Genomic DNA, 21,785 nt, shown 5'->3' with positions numbered 1-21,785 from the left:
CCTATCCGGCGCCGGGGGGTGCCCCGCTCCTCAGGAGGGCGTCCGCGGCGCCGTCCGGGGGTGCCGTGCCGAGCAGCAGCGCCTCCAGTTCGGCGCGGCCGGGCAGCCGGGCGGGCCGGGCGACCTCGCCGGTGCGCACGTACACGAAGGCGGCGGCCACGTCCTCGGGGGCGAGGCCGTGCTGTTCGGCCCAGGCCAGCCGGTAGAGCGCGAGCTGGAGGGGGTCGGCGGTGCGGTGTCTGCTGGTCTTCCAGTCGACGATCTCGTACGCGCCGGATTCGGGGTCCCGGTAGACGGCGTCGATCCGGCCCCGGACGACCCGGCCGGCGAGCGTGAGGTGGACGGGGACCTCGACGCGGTGGGGGGTGCGCCGGGCGTACGGGGTGCGGGCGAAGGCCTCCTTGAGTTCGTCGAGGTCCCGCTCGTCGAGGATCTCCGGCTCGCCCGCGAAGTCCTCCCCGCCGGGCAGCTCCTCGGGGCCGAGGAACGGCAGCGGCAGCTCCTCGAACCGGGACTCCACCCAGGCGTGGAAGCGGGTGCCCCGGCGGGCGGCGGGCTGGGGCGCGGTGGGCATGGGCCGGGCCAGCTCCTGGGCGAAGCCGTCGGGGTCGGCGGCGAGCCGCAGCACCTGGGAGGCGGAGAGGTACGCGGGGAGCACGACGTCCCGGCTGGTGGCGCGGGCGCGACGGAGCTCGGTGGTGAGGGCGGTGAGGTCGCGGTCCCAGGAGGCGACGGTCCGGGCGTCCTCGGGGGTGAGGCCGGGGGGCGCGTCGAGGGCGTCCCCGGGCGCGTGCCCGGGGGCGCGCTCAGGGGTGTCCCTGAGGGTTCCCCGAGAGGTCTCGGGGACGGCCCCGGACGCGTGCCCGGGGGCGCCACCGGCGTACGGCTCCGGGGGCCGGGGAGCGGTGTACGGCTCCGGGGGCGGCGTGCCCGGGGGCGGTTCCGTCGGCGGGGCCGGGTCCCGGGGGGCGGGCACCGCGTCCGCGTGGGCGTCCTCGGGGAGGGTCTCCTCGTCCTCCTCCCCTACGGGCTCCTCGTCCCAGCGGGGCTCGTCCGCCCAGGCGGGGTCCTCGTCCCAGCGGGGTTCGTCCGGCCGGGCGGGGTCCTCGTCCCGTACGGGATTCCCGGGGGCGGCGGCCGGGAGGCCGGGGGCTCCGGTTCCCTGGGTGAGGGTGCGCAGCCGGTCGCGTACCAGGTCCGCCGCGGCCCGACGGCGCCGGAACGACTCCTCGTCCAGCGGCAGCGGCCAGGCCCGGTCGCGGTCCGCGTCCGCCAGCGTCGGGTTCTCCGTGTCCGGCTCCGGCTCGTCCGCCCACTCCTCGATCTCGCCGTGGCCCGCCAGGCAGTGCTCGTAGAGGGCGGTCAGGAAGTCGGAGGGGCCCCGGGGCTTCTTCTGCGAAGGTCCCCACCAGTGGCCCGAGCCGAGCAGGAGGGAGCGGGGGCGGGTGAAGGTGACGTAGCCGAGGCGCAGTTCCTCGGTGTGCTGGTGGTCCCGCATCTCGTTCTTGAACGCGGTCAGCGCCTTGGCGTCCCAGCTGTCGATGCCGGGCAGGGTGGGCGCGTCGCCGCGGAGGGCGTGCGGGAGGACCTGCGGCTGGGAGGTCCACGACTCGCGGGCGCGGGCGCTCGGGAACTGGCCGGTGACCAGACCGGGGACGGCGACGACGTCCCACTCCAGGCCCTTGGACTTGTGGGCGGTGAGGACCTTCACGGTGTTCTCGCCGCCGGGCAGCGCGTTGTCGAGGCCCTTCTCGTACTGGACGGCGGTCCGCAGGAAGCCGAGGAAGGCGAGGAGGCTCGCCTCGCCGTCGAGCGAGGCGAAACCGGCGGCGACGTCGAGGAAGTGCCCGAGGGTCTCGCGGCGCCGGGCGGCCAGCGCGTGCGGCGAGGCGGACAGCTCGACCTCCAGGCCGGTCGCGCCGAGCACCCGGTGCAGCACGTCCATCAGGGGGTCGGCGAGCGAGCCGCGCAGGGAGCGCAGCTCGGCGGCGAGGTGCGCGAAGCGGACCCGGGCCTCGGTGGAGAACGCCAGGCCGTCGTCGGCCGCGCCGCCGGAGTCCAGGAAGGTGTCGAGCGCGTCGGCGAGGGACACGACCTCGGCCGGGTCGACGCCCTCGACGGCTGCGGCGAGCCGCTGCTCGGGGTCCGGCCCTTCGCCGCCCCGGTGGACGAGGAGACGGGCGCGGCGGCCGAGGAGGGCGAGGTCGCGGGGGCCGATGCGCCAGCGGGGGCCGGTGAGCAGCCGGACCAGAGAGGCGTTGGCCCCCGGGTCCTGGAGGACCTCGCAGACGGCGACGAGGTCGGCGATCTCGGGGAGGTGGAGCAGTCCGGAGAGCCCGACGACCTCCACGGGCACGTCCCGGGCGACGAGGGCCGCGTGGATCGCGGGGAAGTCGGTGGCGGTCCGGCACAGGACGGCGATCTCGCCGGGTTCGCGGCCGGTGCGGACGAGGTGGGCGAGGGAGTCGGCGAGCCAGTCGATCTCCTCGGCGTGAGTGGACAGCAGGGCCACCCGTACGGTGCCGTCCCGCTCGGCGCCGGGCGCGGGCCGCAGCGCCTCCACGCCCGCGTGCATCGCGCGCAGGGGGGCGGCGAGGCCGTTGGCGAGGTCGAGGAGCCGGCCGCCGCTGCGCCGGTTCTCGGAGAGCGAGTAGCGGTCGGCGGGGCTGCCGTCCCGGTGCGGGAAGTGCTCGGGGAAGTCGTCGAGGTTGGCGACGGAGGCGCCGCGCCAGCCGTAGATGGCCTGGCAGGGGTCGCCGACGGCGGTCACCGCGTGCCCGGTGGGGCCGCCGGAGGGGCCCTGGCCGAAGAGTCCGGAGAGCAGCAGCCGCTGGGCGACGGAGGTGTCCTGGTACTCGTCGAGGAGCACCACCCGGAACTCGGCGCGGAGGATCTCGCCGACCTCGGGGCGGGTGGTGGCCAGCTCGGCGGAGCGGGCGATCTGGTCGCCGAAGTCGAGGAGGTCGCGGGAGCGTTTGGCGGCGCGGTAGCGGACGACGAGGCCGAGGAGCTCCCGGCGGGCGGCGGCGGCGTCGGGGACCTTGCGCAGTTCGGCGTTGCTGAGCCGGGCGTCGGCGAGGGCGGTGAGCAGCTCGGAGTCGTACGTCCTGAGCCGGTCCGGCGGTACGAGGTGCTCGGCCAGCTCCGCGTCGAGGGCGAGGAGGTCGGTGACGAGGGTGGGGAACGACCGGGTGAGGGCCGGGTAGGGGCCGGGCGCCTCGCGCAGCACGCGCGCGGCGAGCTGGTAGCGGGTGGCGTCGGCGAGGAGCCGGGAGCTGGGTTCGAGACCGATGCGGAGGCCGTGGTCGGTGAGGAGCTGCCCGGCGAACGCGTGGTACGTGGAGATGCGGGGCTCGCCGGGGACGGCGTCGGGGTCGAGGCCGGGGGGTGCGGCCGGGGGGCCGGGCGGTGGGGCCGGGGGGCCGGGGGGCGTGAAGGGGCTGGGGGGAACCGTGGGGCCGCCGAGTCCGGTGGGGCTGACGGGTCCGAAGGGGCCGGTCGGCCCGGTGGGACTGGCGGGTTCGGTGTGACTGGCGGGTCCTGAGGGGCCGGCGGGGCCCGGCGGCAGGCCGGGGGCCGGGGAGGTGCCGGGGCCGGTGACGCCCGCGCGGACGAGGGCGGTGCGGACGCGCTCGGCCAGCTCGCCCGCCGCCTTGTTGGTGAAGGTGAGGCCGAGGACCTGCTCGGGGGCGACCTGCCCGGTCCCGACCAGCCAGACCACCCGGGCGGCCATCACCGTCGTCTTGCCCGAGCCCGCTCCGGCCACGACGACCTGCGGGGCGAGCGGCGCGGTGACGCAGGCCGTCTGCTCCGGCGTGAAGGGGATGCCGAGGAGCTCCTTGAGCTGCTCGGGATCGGTGATGCGTGAGGTCACCCCAAAGAGGCTAACGCGGACCTCGGACAACACGGGCGCGGGCGGGGACACGGGCCGGGCCGGACCGGGGACGGCCGGGAGGTGCCAGGGGCACCCGGTCGGGCCGGACCGGGGCCGCGCGGGCTGCCTCCCGATCCCGGTCCGACCCGGCCAGGCCCGACCCGGCCCGGCCCGCCTCGACCGGATCGGCCTGGGGTCGGGATCGCGGTCAGGTCGGGATCGCGGTCAGGTCGGGGACAGGGTCAGGGTCGGAGTCAGGCCGAGGTGCCCTGGCCGAGCTTTGCCAGGTCCACCGTCTCGGAGGCGGGCGGGACGACCACCCTCACGGGCTGGTCGTAGGCGGAGAGCACCAGCGTGCCGGGCTCCGCGCCGCCCGCCTTCACCGTCTTCAGGATGTACGGCGCGCCCTCGCGGGACACGGAGACGGTGGTGGTCTCCCCGCCGGGGTTCTTCTTCACCAGGGTGGCGACGGGAGTGCCGCCGACCTCGGCGTCGGGCCCCCGGGTCAGGCCCTGGCGTCCCGCCTTGTCCTTGCCGAGGTCCGCGAGGAGCCCCTTCAGGTCGCAGACCCCGCCGAGGTCGGCACTGCCCTGCTGCCCGGGGGTGATCTTCAGCCAGCGGCCCTTGACCAGTTCGATCGTGGCGTCGATCTGGGCCGGTGCCATCCCCTGCGAGGTCATGGAGGTGCGCCAGAAGGCGGCGTCGCCCTTCAGATAGGTGATCCCGTCGAGCTTGCGGAGTTCGGCGGTGCCTCCCCCGACCCTCATCGTGCCGGTGCACTCGTCGTGGTTGTCGACGGCGAAGTCGATGTCGAGCGGCTGGCCGCCGGCGACGAGGCGGCCGGTCATCCGCAGGGAGGTCGCCGACTGCGTCGCGGTGACCGCCCGGTCGCCGATCTGGTCGGCGGTGAGCCCCGCGAACGGGTCGGGCGACGGTGCCACCGCCGTCGGTGCGGCGGCCGGTGTGCCGCCCGTCGCCGCCCAGGCCGCCACGGGTGCGGGACCCGTCAGGACGGCGACGGCGCAGACGACGGCGGCGGCGCGGAGCTTTCGGTGGGACGCCATGCGAGCCTCCTCGCGGTTTCCCCGAGCACTGTCCACCAGGGTCTCCCGGGGCGGGCGGGCCCGCGACCCGGACACCCGGACACCCAGACGCCCAGACACCCGGACACCGGACCCGGGCGGGCGGCGGTCCGGCGAAGGCCGGTCGTACCGCACGAGGTGCCCGGCGGGGCCGGTCGTACCGTACGGGAGGCCCGGCCGGGTCAGTCCACGACCTGGCGGCCCTCCGGGCGGGCGCTGCACGAGGCCCGGAAGGAACAGGTCGCGCAGTGCTGTCCGGTGGTGGGCGTGAAGCGTTCGTCGAGGACCCGGCCCGCCGCGTGGGCGAGGAGGTCGCCGACCCATTCCCCGGCGAGCGGCTCCTGCGCCTGGACCTTCGGCAGGGCGTCGCCGCCCTCCTTCTTCGGGGCGCCCTGGCGCAGCTGGACGAGTTCGGCGCCGCCCGGTTCGGGCCGCGGCCCGTCGAGGACCCCGTCGAGCGCGCCCTCGCGGACGGCGAGCTGGTAGACGGCGAGCTGCGGGTGCCGGGCGACCTCGTCGCGGGTCGGGGCGGACTTGCCGGTCTTGAAGTCGACGACGTACGCGCGGCCCTGCTCGTCGGTCTCGACGCGGTCCATGGAGCCGCGGATGCGGACCTCGTACTCCCCCGCCGCCAGGGTCACGTCGAAGCCGTGTTCGGAGGCGGCGGGGGTACGGCCGCCCCGGTCCGTGACGTGCCAGCTCAGGAAGCGTTCGAGGGCCGCGCGCGCGTGGGCCTTCTCCTGCGCCGACTTCCAGGGCGCGTCGAAGGCGAGGGCGTCCCAGACGGAGTCCAGGCGGGCCATGAGGACGTCGAGGTCGGCGGGGGTGCGGCCGGAGGCCACCTCGTCGGCGAGGACGTGGACGACGTTGCCGAAGCCCTGGGCGGCCGTGGCGGGGGCGTCGGCCTTCACCTCGCGGCCCAGGAACCACTGGAGGGAACAGGTGGTGACCAGGTTCTCCAGGGAACTGGGCGACAGGGCCACCGGCTGCTCGCGGTCGCGCAGCGGGGCCGGGGCGCGGGTCTGTTCGGTCAGGCCCCACCAGCGGTCCGGGTGCGCGGCCGGGACCAGGGGCTGGCCGTCGTCGTCGGTGAGCGCGGCCAGCTCCGCGAGCCGGGTGGCGGCGGCGTCGCGGAGCGCGGGCGAGGCCGCCGGATCGACGGTGGTGGCGCGCAGTTCGGCGACGAGGGCGGAGACGGCGAGGGGGCGGCGGGGGCGGCCGGGGACGTCCTTGGGTTCGGCGCCCAGCTCGGTGAGGAACCGGGAGGGCTGGTCGCCGTCCTCGGCGGCGGCCTTCACGGCGGTGACGACGAGCCGGTCACGCGCGCGCGTGACGGCGACGTAGAAGAGACGGCGTTCCTCGGCGAGGAGGGCGCCGGGGGTGAGGGGCTCGGCGAGTCCGTCGCGGCCGATGCGGTCGGCCTCCAGGAGGGAGCCCCGGCGGCGCAGGTCGGGCCAGAGGCCCTCCTGGACCCCGGCGACGACCACCAGGTGCCATTCGAGGCCCTTGGAGCGGTGGGCGGTCATCAGCCGGACGGCGTCGGGGCGGGTGTGGCGGCGGGTGAGGGTGTCGGCGGCGATGTCCTGGGCGTCGAGCTCTTCGAGGAAGTTGAGGACGCCCCGGCCGCCGACGCGCTCCTCGGCGCGGGCGGCGGTCTCGAAGAGGGCGCAGACGGCGTCGAGGTCGCGGTCGGCGTTGCGGCCCGCGGGTCCGCCGCGGAGGGCGGCGCGCTCCAGGCGGCCGGGCCAGGGGGTGTTGTTCCACAGCACCCACAGGGCCTCCTCGGCGGTGCCGCCGCCGTCGAGGAGGGTACGGGCGCGGCGCAGCAGGTCGCCGAGCCGCTGGGCGCCCCGCGCGTAGGAGGGGTCGTGCGCGACGAGCCGCTCGGGCTCGGCGAGGGCTCGGGCGAGCAGGACGTCGGAGGGCGGCGGAACCTTGTTCCCCGCGGCCCGCTCCTCGTCCCTGAGGGCCCGTCCGAGCCGTCGGAGATCGGCGGGGTCCACCCCGGCGAGCGGCGAGGCGAGCAGTTCGAGCGCGGTCTCGACGGGGAGCCATCCGGCGGTCCCGCCCGTGCCGCCGGGCGCGACGGGCGCGACGGACCGGGCGGGACCGGGGGTGCCGTCGGACGCGACGGGACCGTCCGGCCCAGCGGTGTCGTCGGGCACGCCGGGGTCGCCCGGCCCAGCGGTGTCGTCGGGCGCGCCGGAGTCGGCCGGTGCTCCGGCGGCCGGGGCCGGACCCGCGCCGGAGTCCGCGCATCCGCCGGGGATCGGGTCTCCGTCCGGTCCGACGGGGCCGCCGTCGGGGGCCGGGCCGCCGTGGGCCCCGGGGGCTGCCGGGCCGTCGGACCCGGCCGCATCGGACCCGGCCGTGTCGGAGCTGACCGGGCTGGAGCTGACCGGGCCGGACGCGGTGGTGTCTCCGGTGGCCTCGGTGGCCGCCGGGCCGACCGTTCCGGTAGCCGTACCGCCTACGGCCGCTCCGGCGGAGCCCGGACCCTCGGCGGAGTCCGTGACCGTGCCCCCGGCGGAGCCCGTACCGCCGTTTTCGGCTCCGGGAGGGCCCGGCACCTCGCCGGAGCCCGTTCCCCCCGCGGCTCCCGGGCCTGCGGCGGATTCCCCGGCTCCCGGCCGGGAGCCCGTGGGGTCCGAGGTCGCCAGCGCGCGCAGGGCGAGGAGCAGGGGGGCGACGGCCGGTTCGTGGCGGAGGGGGGTGTCCGCCGCGTCCGTCTCGACGGGAACGCCCGCCGAGGTCAGCGCGCGGCGCAGGGACGGGAGGGCGGCGGCGGCGCGGGTGAGGACGGCCATGTCCTGCCAGGGGACGCCGTCCTCCAGGTGGGCGCGGCGCAGCAGGTCGGCGATGTTCTCGGCCTCGGCCGACGCCGTGGGGTAGGTGTACGCCTCCGCCCGGCCGCCGTCCCGGACCGGCGCGAGGTCCCGGTGGGCGCGGACCTTGTCGGCGGGGAGCCGGTGCAGCGGCATCCGCTGGGCGAGCTGCCGGGTGGCGCCGAGCAGGGCGGCTCCGGAGCGGCGCGCGGTGCGCAGGACGCGGACGTCCCCGGGACCGCCGCCGCCGAAGGACTCGGGGAAGTCCAGGATGCCGTTCACGTCGGCGCCCCGGAAGGCGTAGATCGACTGGTCGGGGTCGCCGAAGGCGACGACCGTCCGGCGCCCGGCGCCCGCGAGCGCGTGCAGCAGCCGGACCTGGGCCGGGTCGGTGTCCTGGTACTCGTCGACGTACACGGCGTCGTACGCGGGCAGCGCGACGGTCCCGGCGAGCAGGACGGCCCGGTGCACCAGCTCCGTGTAGTCGAGGACGCCCTGGAGGTCGAGGACGTCGAGGTACTCGGCGAGGAACCCGGCGGCGGCCTTCCAGTCGGGGCGGCCGACCCGCTCGGCGAAGCGGCCGAGGGCGTCGGGCCCGAGGCCCAGTTCGCGGGAGCGGGCGAGGACCGCCCGCACCTCGTCGGCGAAGCCCCGGGTGGTGAGGCAGGCGCGGAGTTCGTCGGGCCAGCGGATGCTGCCGAGCCCGGCCTTCTCCAGGTCGATGTGACCGGCGAGCAGTTCGCGCACCGCGAGGTCCTGCTCGGGGCCCGAGAGCAGCCGGAGCGGTTCGGCGAAGAGCTCGGCGTCCTGGTGGGCGCGGATCAGGGCGTAGCAGTACGAGTGGAAGGTGGTGGCCTGCGGCGGGCGGCGGCCACCGAGCCGGGCGGCCATGCGGTCGCGGAGTTCGACGGCGGCCTTGCGGCTGAAGGTGAGGACGAGGAGGCGTTCGGGGTCGGCGCCGCCCTCCACCCGGGCGGCGACGGACTCGACCAGGGTGGTCGTCTTCCCGGTGCCGGGTCCGGCGAGGACGAGGAGCGGTCCGGCGGTGTGGTCAACCACTTCGCGCTGGGCTGCGTCCAGCTGAGGGGGATCCTTCGGGGCCGGCGTGGTGCGCACCAGTCGGTACGCGCCCGGGGTCCGCTGCCGTCCCGGCCCCGGGTACGGCTGTCCCTGGTACGGCGGTACGCGCCGGGTGGTCGAGGAGGTACTCACGTGGGTCGCCGGTCCTGGTGGGAGTGGTGGTGCGGGTGAGGCGGTCGTCCGCCCCGGTCGGCCGTCGCGTCCGCGGGCCCGCCGTCCCGGTGGACGTACGGACCCTCCCGGCAGCCGCGGTGGCCGTCCCGGAGGACGTACCGACCGCCCGGAAAGACGCACGGACCACGACGGCGGGCACGCGGCCCGCCTCGGCGGACGCACCGACCACCGTGGCGGACGCACGGCCCGCTCCGGTGGACGCGCGCACCGCCCCGGCGGGCACGCGGCCCGCCCTGACGGAGGCGCGGGCCACCGTGACAGACGCACGGCCCGCCCCGGAGGACGTACCGGCCGCCGGAGCAGCCGGGCCGTCCGCCCCGGCGGGCGCGGGCGTCGTCCCGGAGGACGCGAACCTCGACGGTACGCGAAACGGGGCGCGGGCGAGGTGCGGTCCGCGGTCCGGGGCGCGGACTCCGTGGCCGGTCCGCCGTGCGGGCGCCCGGCCGGGCCGCTCAGGTGTGAGTTCCGTCCCAGCGGGCCCGCCGCATGTCGATCCTCGGCACGTGCCCCTCGGCCGCCGGGCCCGCCCCGCGCAGCGGGGTGCCCTCCTCGCGGTAGTGGCCGAGGGCCCGCAGTTCGTGCCCGGGGAGCAGGGTGCCGTCCGCGCGGACCACCCGCCACCAGGGGGCCGTCCCGCCGTACAGGGCCATGACCCGGCCGACCTGACGGGGCCCGCCCTCGCCCAGCCATTCGGCGACGTCCCCGTAGGTCATCACCCGGCCGGGCGGGATGCCGTCGGCGACGTCGAGCACCCGTTCCGCGTACTCGGGCAGTTCTCCGGTCTCCCCCACGGGTTCCTCCATGCTCATCCGCCCCATCCTGCCTCACCCCACCGACATGGCCCTGATGCCTCCGCGCAGCGGCTCTTCATGCCACCATCGTGCGGGCGGTGACTGGTGATACGAGATCAAGAGCGACAAGTACACGAACGAGTGCACGAACGCGTACGCGCGGATGAACAAGGCCGACACGACGCACGCGCAGGGACGGACAAGGTGATGGGCCAGGACACTCAGCCTCCGGAGGAGGACCGGTCCGACGTGTCCGAGCGGGTCTCCGGCGACGAGCCGTTGCTCGCCGCCCGCGTCCACCGGCCCTCCGACCTGATGCGGCTGCTGGGCGGTCTGCTCGCGATCGGGCTCGTCATCGCCGTCGCCGCGTTCGCCCACGCGACGACCTCCGGCCTCGAGGAGGACATCAACAAGGGGGCCGTCGGCGCGCCCGACGTCTTCGTCAAGATCGCCGGTCTGGTCTCCTCCATCGCCGTCCTGCTCGTCCCCGTCGCCTTCGCCATCGAACGGCTCATCAAACGGGACGGGCTGCGGATCGCGGACGGCGTCCTCGCCGCCGTCCTCGCGCACGGCGTGACCCTCGCCACCGATCTCTGGGTCGCCCAGGCGGCGCCCGGCACCATCCAGGACGCGCTGACCCAGCCGCAGTCCGGCGGCGGGCTCACCGACCCGGTGCACAACTACCTGGCGCCGGTCATCGCCTACATGACCGCCGTCGGCATGGCCCGCAGACCCCGCTGGCGGGTCCTGCTCTGGGCGGTGCTGCTGCTCGACGCCTTCACCATGCTGGTGGCCGGGTACACCACCGCCCTCTCCATCATCCTGACCGTCCTGATCGGCTGGACCGTGGCGTACGGCACGCTCTACGCGGTCGGCTCACCCAACGTCCGGCCCACCGGCCAGACCCTGCTCGCGGGGCTGCGCCGGGTCGGCTTCCGGCCGGTGACGGCGCTGCGCTCCGAAGGGACGACCGACTCCGCCGACAACGGCGACCGGGGCCGCCGCTACATCGTGACCCTGGAGGACGGCCCCCCGCTCGACGTCACCGTCGTCGACCGGGAACAGCAGGCGCACGGCTTCTTCTACCGCGCGTGGCAGCGGATCAGCCTGCGCACGATCACCACCCGCCGCTCGATCGTCTCGCTGCGCCAGGCCCTGGAGCAGGAGGCGCTCCTCGCGTACGCGGCCATCGCCGCCGGGGCGAACGCGCCGAAGCTGATCGCCACCTCGGAGCTCGGCCCGGACGCCGTGATGCTGGTGTACGAGCACACCGGCGGGCGCTGTCTGGACTCGCTCGACGACGACGAGATCACCGACGAGCTCGTCCACAGCACCTTCCGGCAGGTGCGGGCGCTCCAGTCGCGCCGGATCGCCCACCGCAGGCTCACCGGGGACGCGATCCTGGTGGACCGTGACGGCCGGGTGATCCTCACCGATCTGCGCGGCGGCGAGATCGCGGCGGGCGATCTGGTCCTGCGGATGGACATCGCCCAGCTGCTCACCACCCTCGGGCTGCGGGTCGGGGCGGGCCGGGCGGTCGCCGCCGCCGTCGAGGTGCTCGGCCCCGACGCCGTCGCCGACTGTCTGCCGCTGCTCCAGCCGATCGCGCTGAGCCGCGCCACGCGCGCGACCCTGCGGAAGCTGGCCCGGGAGCGGTCCGCCCGCGAACGGGAGGCCGTGCTCGCCGCCTCGGAGGCGGCCAAGCACGAGCGGGAGCTGGCCAAGGTCCACGCGGCCGAGGCCACCACGAGCGGGACCGCCGTGCAGGCGGAGACCAAGGCCGAGAAGAAGGCGGACAAGAAGGCCGAGAAGAAGGCGCTGGACACCGCGCTGGACGAGGCCCGCGAGGAGGACCTGCTCGCCCAGATCCGGCAGCAGGTGCTGCTGATCCGCCCGCAGGCCCCGGTGGAACCCGTACGGCTGGAACGCATCAAGCCGAAGACGCTGCTCAGTCTGATCGCGGGCGCGGTCGCCGCGTACTTCCTGCTGTCCCAGATCGCCCGGACGCCGCTGTCGACGATCAGCGAGGCCGACTGGCGGTGGGTGGCGGCGGCGGTGCTGTTCTCCGCGCTCAGCTATGTGGCGGCGGCGATGAGCCTGCTCGGCTTCGTGCCGGAGCGGGTCGGGTTCCGGCGGACGGTGGTGGCGCAGGTCGCCGGTTCGTTCGTGAAGATCGTCGCTCCGGCGGCGGTCGGCGGGGTCGCCCTGAACACCCGTTTCCTCCAGCGCGCGGGCGTCCGCCCGGGACTCGCGGTCGCCAGTGTCGGCGCCTCGCAGCTCTTCGGCCTGGGCGCGCACATCCTGCTCCTGCTCTCCTTCGGCTATCTGACGGGGACGGAGAAGTCGCAGTCGTTCACCCCCTCCCGGACGGTCATCGCCGGTCTGCTGACGGTCGCGGTGCTCGTCCTGGTGGTGACGGCCATCCCGTTCATGCGCAAGTTCGTCTCGACCCGGCTGCGGTCGCTGTTCGCGGGCGTCGTGCCGCGCATGCTGGACGTGCTCCAACGGCCGATGAAGCTGCTCACCGGCATCGGGGGGATGCTGCTCCTCACCGCCACCTTCGTGTTCTGTCTGGACGCCTCGATCCGGGCGTTCGGGCACGGGACGGCGACGGTCAGCTACGCGAGCGTGGCGGTCGTCTTCCTCGCGGGCAACGCGCTGGGCTCGGCAGCGCCGACACCCGGCGGTATCGGCGCGGTCGAGGGGGCGCTCACCCTCGGTCTGGTGGCCGTGGGCCTGCCGATCGAGGTGGCGACCCCGGCGGTGCTGCTGTACCGCCTGCTGACGCTCTGGCTCCCGGTGCTCCCGGGGTGGATCTGCTTCAACTGGCTGACCAAGCGCGAGGCGCTGTAGCCGGACGCCACCCGGACAGGTCCCGGCCGCGGGACACTCCCCGGACGGGCCGCGAGCACCGGACGGACCGGTCCCGGGCGCCGGATGCCACCCGGCCGGGTCCCCTAGGGCCTGTCTGACCATTCCCGTCGTCGCCCGCAGGGCGGCCGCGCGGCGTCAGGTGCGTGCTCTCGGCGTGCTGGCCCCAGGCCCGCGTACTGGACGTACGTGGGTCTGGGGCCGGTGCGCCGAGAGTGCGTGCATGGCGTCGTGAGGCAGGCGGGAATGGTCAGACGGGCCCTAGCCCCGGCCGGGCTGGGGCTCGGCCGGGTCAGGCCGGGCCGGGCCGTCGCCGTCGCCCTCGCCCACTTGGACCTCCGTCCCGAGCGGGTCCGGGGACGGCGGCCCACCATGGACCCATGCCGATCTCCGCCGCCCAGCGCGCCGCCCTGCTCACCGCCACCACCGTGCTGCTCGCCACCGGCTGCTCGGACGGCGGGGACAAGGCGGCGGAACCGTCGAACCCGGCCGGCAGCGGCGGACTGTCCGCGCTGGCCTCGCAGAAGCTGTCCTGGAACCCCTGCCCGGCGCCGTCGGCCGCCGAGGGCGGCGGACCCGCGCCCTCCCCGCTGCCCGGGAACACCGCCTGGGAGTGCTCCTTCCTGCAGACCCCGCTCGACTGGTCGGCGCCGGAGGGCCGGACGATCGAGCTGGCCCTCATCCGGGCCCGCGCCAGGAACAAGGACCAGAGGATCGGTTCGCTCGTCTTCAACTTCGGCGGGCCCGGGGGCTCCGGCCTCACCGGGCTGCCCTCCTTCGCCAAGGACTACGAGACCCTGCGCGGGCGCTACGACCTGGTCTCCTTCGATCCGCGCGGGGTCGGCCGCAGCGACCCGGTCGAATGCTTGACCGACAAGGAGCTGGACGCGTACTACGCCCTCGACTTCACCCCCGACGACGCTGCGGAGGAGAAGACCCTCGCGGACGCGCAGAAGAAGTACGCGGACGGCTGCCGGAAGGACTCGGGCCCGGCCCTGCCGCACGTCGGCACCGAGAACGCGGCCCGGGACATGGACCTGATGCGCCAGGTCCTCGGGGACGCGAAGCTCCACTACTTCGGCATCTCGTACGGCACCGAACTCGGCGGCGTCTACGCCCATCTGTTCCCGAAGAACGTGGGCCGCGCCGTCTTCGACGCCGTCGTCGACCCGGACGCGGGCGTGGAGGCGGGCGCCCTCGGACAGGCGAAGGGCTTCCAGCTCGCCCTGGACAACTTCGCCCAGGACTGTGTGGACCGCGGCGACCGGTGCACCCTGCCCGGCACGTCCGTCGCCGAGGTCGAGTCCTTCGTGACGGACCTCCTGGCGTCCCTCGACAAGAAGCCGATCCCCGGCATCGGGGACCGCGAGCTGACCCAGACCCAGGCCACCAACGGCATCGCGCAGTCCTTGTACTCGAAGGAGTTCTGGCCCTATCTGGAGCAGGGGCTCGACGCGGCCGACGGCGGCGACGGAGCCCTGCTCCTCGCCCTGTCGGACTCGATGAACGGGCGCGGCCAGAACGGCTCGTACAGCAACATCCAGGCCGCGAACGCCGCCATCAACTGCGTCGACTACAAGGAGCGTTACACCCTCGACCAGGCCAAGGAGCGACTGCCGCAGTTCCGCGAGGCCTCGCCGGTCTTCGGCGACTTCATGGGCTGGGCCCTGGCGAGCTGCTCCTCGTGGCCGGTGGCCGGGACGTGGGAGCACCCGGACGTGTCGGCGCCGGGCTCCGCGCCGATCCTGGTCGTCGGCAACACCGGCGACCCGGCGACGCCGTACGAGGGGGCCCGGTCGATGGTGAAGGCGCTGGGGCCGGGCGTGGGCGTGGAGCTGACGTACGAGGGTGAGGGGCACGGCGCCTACAACAGCGGCAGCGCGTGCGTGAAGAAGGCGGTCGACGCCTACCTCCTCGACGGGAAGGTCCCCGCCGCCGACACGGTCTGCTCCTCGTAGCCCGCCGCCCCGCGCGGGGACGGCAAAAGGGCCCGGACCCCACGGGGAGGTCCGGGCCCTGCGCAGCACCGGCCGGTGGGCCGGTTTCCGGGGCGCGGTCTAGTAGACCGGCTTCCCGGGCTCGATCTGGTGGACCCAGCCGATCACGCCGCCGCCGACGTGCACGGCGTCCGCGAAGCCCGCGGACTTGAGCACGGCGAGGACTTCCGCACTGCGGACACCCGTCTTGCAGTGCAGGACGATCCGCTTGTCCTGCGGGAGGTCCTGGAGGGCGGTGCCCATCAGGAACTCGTTCTTCGGGATCAGACGCGCGCCCGGGATGGAGACGATCTCGTACTCGTTCGGCTCGCGGACGTCGATGATGTCGATGTTCTCGCCGTCGTCGATCCACTCCTTGAGCTGCTTCGGAGTGATCGTGGAGCCGAGCGCCGCCTCCTGGGCCTCCTCGGACACGACGCCGCAGAAGGCCTCGTAGTCGATCAGCTCGGTGACGGTCGGGTTCTCGCCGCAGACCGCGCAGCCGGGGTCCTTGCGGACCTTCACCTGGCGGTACTGCATCTCCAGGGCGTCGTAGATCATCAGACGGCCGAGGAGGGGCTCGCCGATGCCCGCGAGGAGCTTGATGGCCTCGTTGACCTGGATGGAGCCGATGGACGCGCAGAGCACGCCCAGGACGCCGCCCTCGGAGCAGGACGGGACCATGCCCGGCGGCGGGGGCTCCGGGTAGAGGCAGCGGTAGCAGGGACCGTGCTCGGACCAGAAGACGGACGCCTGGCCGTCGAAGCGGTAGATCGAGCCCCAGACGTACGGCTTGTTCAGCAGCACGCAGGCGTCGTTCACCAGGTAGCGGGTGGCGAAGTTGTCGGTGCCGTCGACGATCAGGTCGTACTGACCGAAGATGTCCATCACGTTGTCGGCTTCCAGCCGCTCCTCGTGCAGGACCACGTTCACGTACGGGTTGATGCCGAGCACGCTGTCGCGCGCCGACGCCGCCTTGGAACGGCCGATGTCGGCCTGGCTGTGGATGATCTGGCGCTGGAGGTTCGACTCGTCGACCTCGTCGAACTCCACGATGCCGAGCGTGCCCACGCCGGCGGCGGCCAGGTACATCAGCGCCGGGGAGCCGAGCCCACCGGCGCCGACACAGAGCACCTTGGCGTTCTTCAGCCGCTTCTGCCCGTCCATCCCGACGTCCGGGATGATCAGGTGGCGTGAGTACCTGCGGACCTCGTCTACGGTGAGCTCGGCAGCCGGCTCGACCAGGGGTGGCAGCGACACGGGGACTCCGGTTGTCGGTATGTCAGTACGGTTGTTCTCCCCGTAACACTGCCACGCCCCTTCTCATTCCGAGACACCCGGTCCGATCCGCGAGACGATTTCGTCCCAGTAGCCGGGCAGCGAGTGGAATGGGGCGGATTGTCCCGGCGGCCCCGTCCGGTCCGTGAAGAAGATGGTCCCGGCGCCCTGCCAGCGGGCGATCCGCAGCGCTTCCTCCAGATGTGTGCGCGGGACGCCGTGCACGAAGTGGACGAACGTGGCCTCCGTGTACTCCGCCGTCCACTCCGCCACCTGCGACCAGCGGTAGTCCGCCCAGGCGCCGGAGAAGGTCACCAGCTGGTCGGCCGCCTCCGCGTACCCCGGGTGCGGGTGGGTGCCGTGCCCGAGGACGAGGTGCGAGGTGCCCCCGAGGAGCGCCTCCAGGGTCGCCGTGAGCCGTCGCACCCCGCCCAGGTCGGGTCGGCCGGAGGGGCAGCGGTCCAGGTAGAAGCCGTCCACCCGGTACCAGTCGAGGAAGCGCTGGGCGTCCGAGACCAGTTCCCCGAAGCGCCGGGAGCCGTACGCGGCGTCCAGGTGCCCGAGGACCCGTACCCCGGCGTTGCGCGCGCGTCCCGCCGCGGCCAGGCAGTGCGGGTCCGGACGGCTGCCCGGCCCGTCCGCGACATTGAGCACGGCCCAGTGCAGCGGGGTCCCCGGGCGGGTCAGCTCGCCCCACTCGACGGGGGCGAGCAGGGGGTGGGCGTAGCCGGGCACGCCCACCCCCAGTGCCTGGACGGCTCCGGTCGCCGTCAGATGCGGCACGCGGCCTCCATCCAGATGTCCGCGAGCGACTCCTCCAGGTTGATCCGGGGCCGCCAGCCGAGCCGGTCCCGGGCGGTCCGCACGTCGGCCTGCTGCCAGGGGCCGCAGCCGTCGGGGTACGGGTAGGGCGCGGAGGCCAGTTGGTCGGCGATGGTCCCCTCGGTGCGGGGGGCGCCGATCATCGGGCGCTGCGGGATGCCGTGCGGGGCGTCCAGTTCGTGCAGGTTGCCGGAGTAGCCGGCGACCCGGGCGAGGACCCCGGCGGCGTCCCGGAGCCGGACCGCGCGGCCGGTGCCGATGTTGACGACGCCCTGCGCGGCGGAGAGCGAGGCGGCGTGGACGGCCCGGGCGACGTCCCGGACGTCCACGAAGTCCCGCTGCACCCCGAGACCGCTGAGCTTCAGCTCGCCGTCGCCCGCCTGCATGGCCCGGCGCATCGCCTCGGCGAGCCGTCCGAGCGGCGAACCGGCGGGCGTCCCCGGGCCGACCGGGGAGAACACCCGCAGGACCACGGCGTCGAGCCCGGAGCCGAGGACGAGTTCGGTGGCCGCCAGCTTGGACACCCCGTACGGGCCGCCGGGGCGCGGCACGGCGTCCTCGGCGGTCGAGGAGCCCGGCTGGCTCGGGCCGTACTCCGAGGAGCAGCCGACCTGGACGAGCCGGGCGCCGCAGCCGCTGCGGCGCAGGGCCTCGCAGACGGTGGCGACGGCGACGGTGTTGTGCCGGGTCAGGTCGCGGGCGCCGCCCCGGGTGGCGCCCGCGCAGTTGACGACGACTCCGGGGTGGACGGCGTCGAAGAAGCGGGTGAGCGCGCCGGGGCTGCCCGAGGCGAGGTCGAAACGCACATCGGCGTCGTCGCCCCGGCCGAGCGCGGTGAGGTGTACGGCCGGGTCGGCGAGCAGCCGGTCGGCGACGAAGCGGCCGATGAAGCCGTTGGCTCCGAGCAGTAGCACCCTCATCGTGCGGCCCCTTCGTGCCGACCGGCCGGTGCTGGGGATTGAGGGGTCATGGTCTTCGGTCTCCTTGCGGGGTGGTGAGAGGGGTGACGGGGTGTGCCCGCGGCGTCGGCTCCGTGGGGGCGGGGGGTGGTTCCGCGGGGTGGTGGTCGCCGTGGTCGCCGGGCCTTCCGTGCGGTGGTCATCGGGTGGCGTGGGCCGAGGCCCGGACGAGGGAGCCGGTCGCGTGGGCCAGCAGGCCGAGCGCGGCGGCGCCGCAGACGAGGGTGGGTACGGCCCCGGGACCCCAGGCGTCGACGACGGCGCGCACCGGGGCGGCGAGGGCGTCGAAGCCGGGGAGGGGGAGGCGGGAGGCGAGGACGCTCGTGAGGGCGAGCGCCTCGGCGGCGCAGGCGGCGGCGAGGGCGGCGGCGGCCGTCCCGGGGTGGCCGTGTGCGGTGAGGAGCCGGGCGAACAGGAGGAGCGCGCCGAGGGCGAGGGCGCCGGGGCTGAAGCCGGTGAGGGTGAGCAGGGCGGTGAGGGCGAGGAGCGGGAGGGTCAGAGTGCCGACGAGCAGGGGGCGGATGCCCGCGGCGAAGTCGGCGAGGCCCCGGCTGCGGGTGACGCGGCGGCGGGCCCGGTCCGCGAAGAGGCGGGCGCACCAGGCGGCGGGGGCGACGGCGAGGGCGAGGCCCAGGAGGGGGCCGGTGCTGAGCTCCCAGGGGCCGTCGGGTCCGCCGCTGAGGATCGCGGTGAGGAGGCCGTCGCCGCCGACCGCGTACGCGAGGAGCCAGAGGGTCCAGAGCGGGGCTGCGGGGACCCGGTGGCCTCCGGGGGCGCGGAAGGGGCCGCGCCGGGCGGTGAGGAGGAGGGCTCCGGTGAGCAGCAGGGCTCCGGCGGCGCCGGTCGCGGTACGGGCGGGGCCGTCGGTGAGGGCGAGGCCGGTGCAGGTGAGGGCGGCGGCGGCGCCGGGCGCGAGGGCCCCGAGGAGCCAGGCGTCGGGGCGGGGGGGCTCGGGCGCGGGGGGTGCGGGGGGCTCGTCGCTCTGCGGCACACGGGCGTAGAGCTCTTCGGCGAGGGCGAACACGTCACGGTGCCGGAATCGGGCGGCGGTGCGGTCGGTGAAGCCCTGCGCTTCGAGTCCGGCGGCGATCTCCAGGGGGTCGACGGCCCGCGCGCAGAGCTCGCGCTGCCGGTGCAGCAGCACCTTGACGGGATCGGCGGGGCCCTGCCGGGGGCGGGCGGGCGCCGGGTGGGGAACGGGCCGCGTCGTCGCGGGACGCGCGGGCGGGGCGTCGGCGGGACGGCCGGACCCGGCCGCGTCCGGCCGGTGGCCCGGCGGGGGCTCGACGGCGGCGGGGCGCCCGGCCGGAGCGGGGCCGGGACGGACGGCCGGTCCGGGCCGGTGGCCCGGCGGGGACGGTGCGTCGGCGGGGGGCGCGGACGGGGTGCCGGTCGCGTGCGCGGACGGGGGCATCGCGGGTACGGACGGGGCCGTCGCGGGTGGGTCGCCCGGCGCGCGCGAACTGTCGGCCGGGGGCGCGGGCACGGCATCGGCCGGATACCCGGAGGTGGTCGAGCCGGGCCGGATACCCGGACCTGACCGGGCCTCGGCGGGGGGCACGGACCCTGCGTCGGCCGGATGCGCGGACCGGGTCGGCTCAGGCCGGGGGCCCCGCGCGGACGGCCCACCGGCCGGGAGCGCGGGCACGGCGGCGCGGCGCGGGGCGGCGGCCGGGTGCGCGGCGGCGGCCGGGAGCGCGGGCGTGGTGCCGGTCGGCGGGGCGGGCGCGGGCGGGCGCTCGGTGGCGGGCGCCGGGTGTGCGGGGTGTTCGTGGGGGTGGGTCGGGGCGGGCGGGTGGTGTCCGGAGGGCGGGGCGGTCCGTGCCGGGGGCGGGGCTATCCCGGACGGGGTGGTGTCCAGGGGGTTCTCCGCGCCGCGGCGGTCGTGGGTCCCGGCGGCGCCGTGGGGCGGGGCGGGGGTGCCGAGGAGGGCCTCGGAGCGGGCGTCCCAGGCTCCGGGGCTCGTGGGGGCGGCGGAGCCGCGCATGGGGGTGCCTCCTTCAGGCATCGGGGGCTCCTGTCCCCGCGGTCACGGTCCGGTGCGCCCAGCTGCCCGGTACGTGCGCCTCGGCGGGGTGGGCGAAGAGCACGCCGTCCCGGGGGCGGCGGACCGGCGCGTGGGAGAGGAGTTCGAGGTAGATGCCGCGGAACGCGGCCAGGTTCTGTTCGACGGTGAAGAGTTCGAGCGCGCGGGCGCGGGCGGCGGCGCCGAGCCGGTGGCGGCGGTCGGGGTCGCGGAGGAGCGCCAGGCAGGCGTCGGCGAACGCCCGTGGATTGCGCGGGGGGACGACGAGACCGGTGCCGCCGATGATCTCGACGACGGCGCCGACGTCCGTGGAGACGGTGGCGCGGGCGCAGAACATGGCCTCGACGAGTGCGGCGGGGAAGCCCTCGACGACGCTGGACAGGACGACGACCGCGCCGGAGGCGTAGGTGTCCTCCAGGGTGGGGGCCTCGGGGCCGCCGAGTTCCGCGAAGGAGACCGGGTTCTCGCCGACGGCGTGCGCGCCGGGTGCCTCGTCGGGGAAGAGCCGGGCGGCGAGCCCCCGGCAGTGCGCGAGGTGGGCGGCGGAGCCGGGGTCCCGTACGGGCACGGAGACGATCCGCAGCCGGGCGTCGGGCTGTCGGGAGCGGATCTCGGCGAAGGAGTGCAGCAGGCCGACGAGGTCCTTGGCGGGTTCGGCGCGGCCGACCCAGACCAGGGTGGCCGGGTCGCCGCTCTCCTCGTTCTCGCCGGTCTCGGCGAAGCGGTCGGCGGGCAGTCCGGGGTGGACGGTGCGGACGCGGGCCCGGTCGGCGCCGCACCGTTCCTGCCAGCGGCGGGCGTGGGCGTTGCCCGGGGTGAGGAGGTCGGCCCGCCGGTAGACCTCGGCGGAGAGCCCGCCGTGGAGGGCGGCGAGCAGGGTGCGCAGGGGCGCGGAGTGTCCCGCGCCCTCGGTGGAGAGGTAGTGGGCGCGGAGGGGGACGCCGTACTCGGTGACGAGGAGCGGGGTCCCGAAGAAGCGTTTGGCCAGGAGCCCGGGGAGGGCGGTGGTGCCTCCGGCGGTGGCGTGGCAGAGGTCGGCGGCGCCCAGTGCGTCCTCGTCGTACCAGTCGAAGGAGAGGGGCCGCAGGACGTGGGCGAGGTGCTCGGCGAAGGCGAGGTGGTCGGGGAGTGCGGCGGCGGCCGCGCCCCGGCGTGCGCCGGGGGCGCGGCAGGCGGCTTCCAGGACGCGGACGGCGTCGTCGGAGCGGAGCGCGCCGGGGAGTCCGCCGCGCTCCCGGGCGAGGTCGGCGAGGGCGTGGAGCCCGGTGGCGAAGGCGGGTTCGGGGGCGTCCGGCGCCTCTTCCCCGGGGTACCGGGTCGCGGTCCCGGCCTGGTGAAGAGGCTGCGCGCCCCCCGCGTACCGGGCTTCCCCGAGGTGCCGTGCGCCCCCGGCGTACCCGCCGTCCCGCTCTCCGCCGTCCCCTGCTTCTCCGCCGTCCCGCGCGCCCCCGGTCTCCTCCGCGCACAGGCCGGTGGCGAGCAGGTGGAGGGCCTCGGTGAAGCGGTGCCGGTCGCGGCGGCCGTACGCGCGGCGGGCGGCCCGGCCGCCGGACGCGGTCCGTTCGAGGAGGTTCCCGGCCGCCGGGTCGGTCCCGGGGGCGGCGGAGGGGGCGGTGCGGACGAGGCGGGCGTTCGGCGGGAGCGGCGAGGTGCGGCCGGGGGCTCCCTGGGCGTACAGGTCGAACTGGTGCTGCCCGAGGCCGCGTACGAGCCGTTCGCACCAGCGTCCGTAGCCACCCGTGGCGTTCGGGTGGCCACCCTCCGTGAGCAGTCCGATCCGCACGTGTGCACCCCCGATCTCCCTTGACGGCGGCCGCCTCCGGTCAGGCGACTCGCAGCGGGACGAACGTAAGCGGAGACTGCGGTGGGGGGGGGGGGGGGGGGGGGGGGGGGGGGGGGGGGGGGGGGGGGGGGGGGGGGGGGGGGGGGGGCGGGGGGGGGGGGGGGGGGGGGGGGGGGGGGGGGGGGGGGGGGGGGGGGGGGGGGGGGGGGGGGGGGGGGGGGGGGGGGGGGGGGGGGGGGGGGGG

General features: G+C 76.0%; 11 protein-coding genes. 2 read left to right on the top strand and 9 right to left on the bottom strand.

Annotation, left to right across the window (positions count from 1 at the left end; translation table 11 throughout):
• Position 1: 1 nt before the first annotated feature.
• From ACIRQY_RS29515 to ACIRQY_RS29500, 4 genes are all read right to left on the bottom strand, one after another.
• Positions 2-3,874 (bottom strand): UvrD-helicase domain-containing protein, encoded by a 3,873-nt coding sequence (locus ACIRQY_RS29515; protein ID WP_403930823.1) that lies wholly within the window; start codon positions 3,872-3,874, stop codon positions 2-4.
• A 254-nt stretch (positions 3,875-4,128) separates the two neighbouring features.
• A complete protein-coding gene (locus ACIRQY_RS29510) occupies positions 4,129-4,938 on the bottom strand; it encodes a hypothetical protein (RefSeq protein ID WP_351781653.1) in 810 nt (269 codons plus the stop codon).
• A gap of 200 nt (positions 4,939-5,138) precedes the next feature.
• A complete protein-coding gene (locus tag ACIRQY_RS29505) occupies positions 5,139-8,993 on the bottom strand; it encodes a UvrD-helicase domain-containing protein (protein ID WP_403930821.1) in 3,855 nt (1,284 codons plus the stop codon).
• A gap of 494 nt (positions 8,994-9,487) precedes the next feature.
• On the bottom strand, positions 9,488-9,853 hold the full coding sequence (locus tag ACIRQY_RS29500; RefSeq protein WP_366440184.1) for an MGMT family protein: 366 nt from the start codon (positions 9,851-9,853) through the stop codon (positions 9,488-9,490).
• A gap of 180 nt (positions 9,854-10,033) precedes the next feature.
• Between ACIRQY_RS29500 and ACIRQY_RS29495 the strand changes: the two genes are divergently transcribed.
• Positions 10,034-12,679, top strand: a complete 2,646-nt coding sequence (locus ACIRQY_RS29495; RefSeq protein ID WP_351781647.1) for a lysylphosphatidylglycerol synthase transmembrane domain-containing protein — start codon at positions 10,034-10,036, stop codon at positions 12,677-12,679.
• Between the two features lie 398 nt (positions 12,680-13,077).
• A complete protein-coding gene (locus tag ACIRQY_RS29490) occupies positions 13,078-14,655 on the top strand; it encodes an alpha/beta hydrolase (protein ID WP_403930819.1) in 1,578 nt (525 codons plus the stop codon).
• Positions 14,656-14,754: 99 nt separating this feature from the next.
• Here the strand turns inward: ACIRQY_RS29490 and moeZ are convergent, their stop codons facing one another.
• The 5 genes from moeZ to ACIRQY_RS29465 form a co-directional block, all read right to left on the bottom strand.
• On the bottom strand, positions 14,755-15,933 hold the full coding sequence (gene moeZ, locus ACIRQY_RS29485) for an adenylyltransferase/sulfurtransferase MoeZ (protein ID WP_351781643.1): 1,179 nt from the start codon (positions 15,931-15,933) through the stop codon (positions 14,755-14,757).
• Positions 15,934-15,996: 63 nt separating this feature from the next.
• Positions 15,997-16,734: a spherulation-specific family 4 protein gene (locus ACIRQY_RS29480; protein ID WP_351781641.1), complete on the bottom strand. Its 738-nt coding sequence runs from the start codon at positions 16,732-16,734 to the stop codon at positions 15,997-15,999.
• A complete protein-coding gene (locus ACIRQY_RS29475; RefSeq protein WP_351781639.1) occupies positions 16,722-17,693 on the bottom strand; it encodes an NAD-dependent epimerase/dehydratase family protein in 972 nt (323 codons plus the stop codon). Before ACIRQY_RS29475 ends, ACIRQY_RS29480 begins: the two co-directional genes overlap by 13 nt.
• A gap of 178 nt (positions 17,694-17,871) precedes the next feature.
• Entirely contained in the window at positions 17,872-19,719 is a 1,848-nt protein-coding gene (locus ACIRQY_RS29470; RefSeq protein WP_403930817.1) for a hypothetical protein, read from the bottom strand.
• Between the two features lie 13 nt (positions 19,720-19,732).
• On the bottom strand, positions 19,733-21,541 hold the full coding sequence (locus ACIRQY_RS29465; RefSeq protein WP_403930815.1) for a glycosyltransferase: 1,809 nt from the start codon (positions 21,539-21,541) through the stop codon (positions 19,733-19,735).
• Positions 21,542-21,785 lie beyond the last annotated feature (244 nt).

The sequence above is a fragment of the Streptomyces sp. NPDC101490 genome (genome assembly GCF_044767145.1).
Taxonomy (GTDB): Bacteria; Actinomycetota; Actinomycetes; order Streptomycetales; family Streptomycetaceae; genus Streptomyces.
Note: the sequence above shows the minus strand (reverse complement) of the source record. Positions and strands in the feature narration are given on the sequence as shown.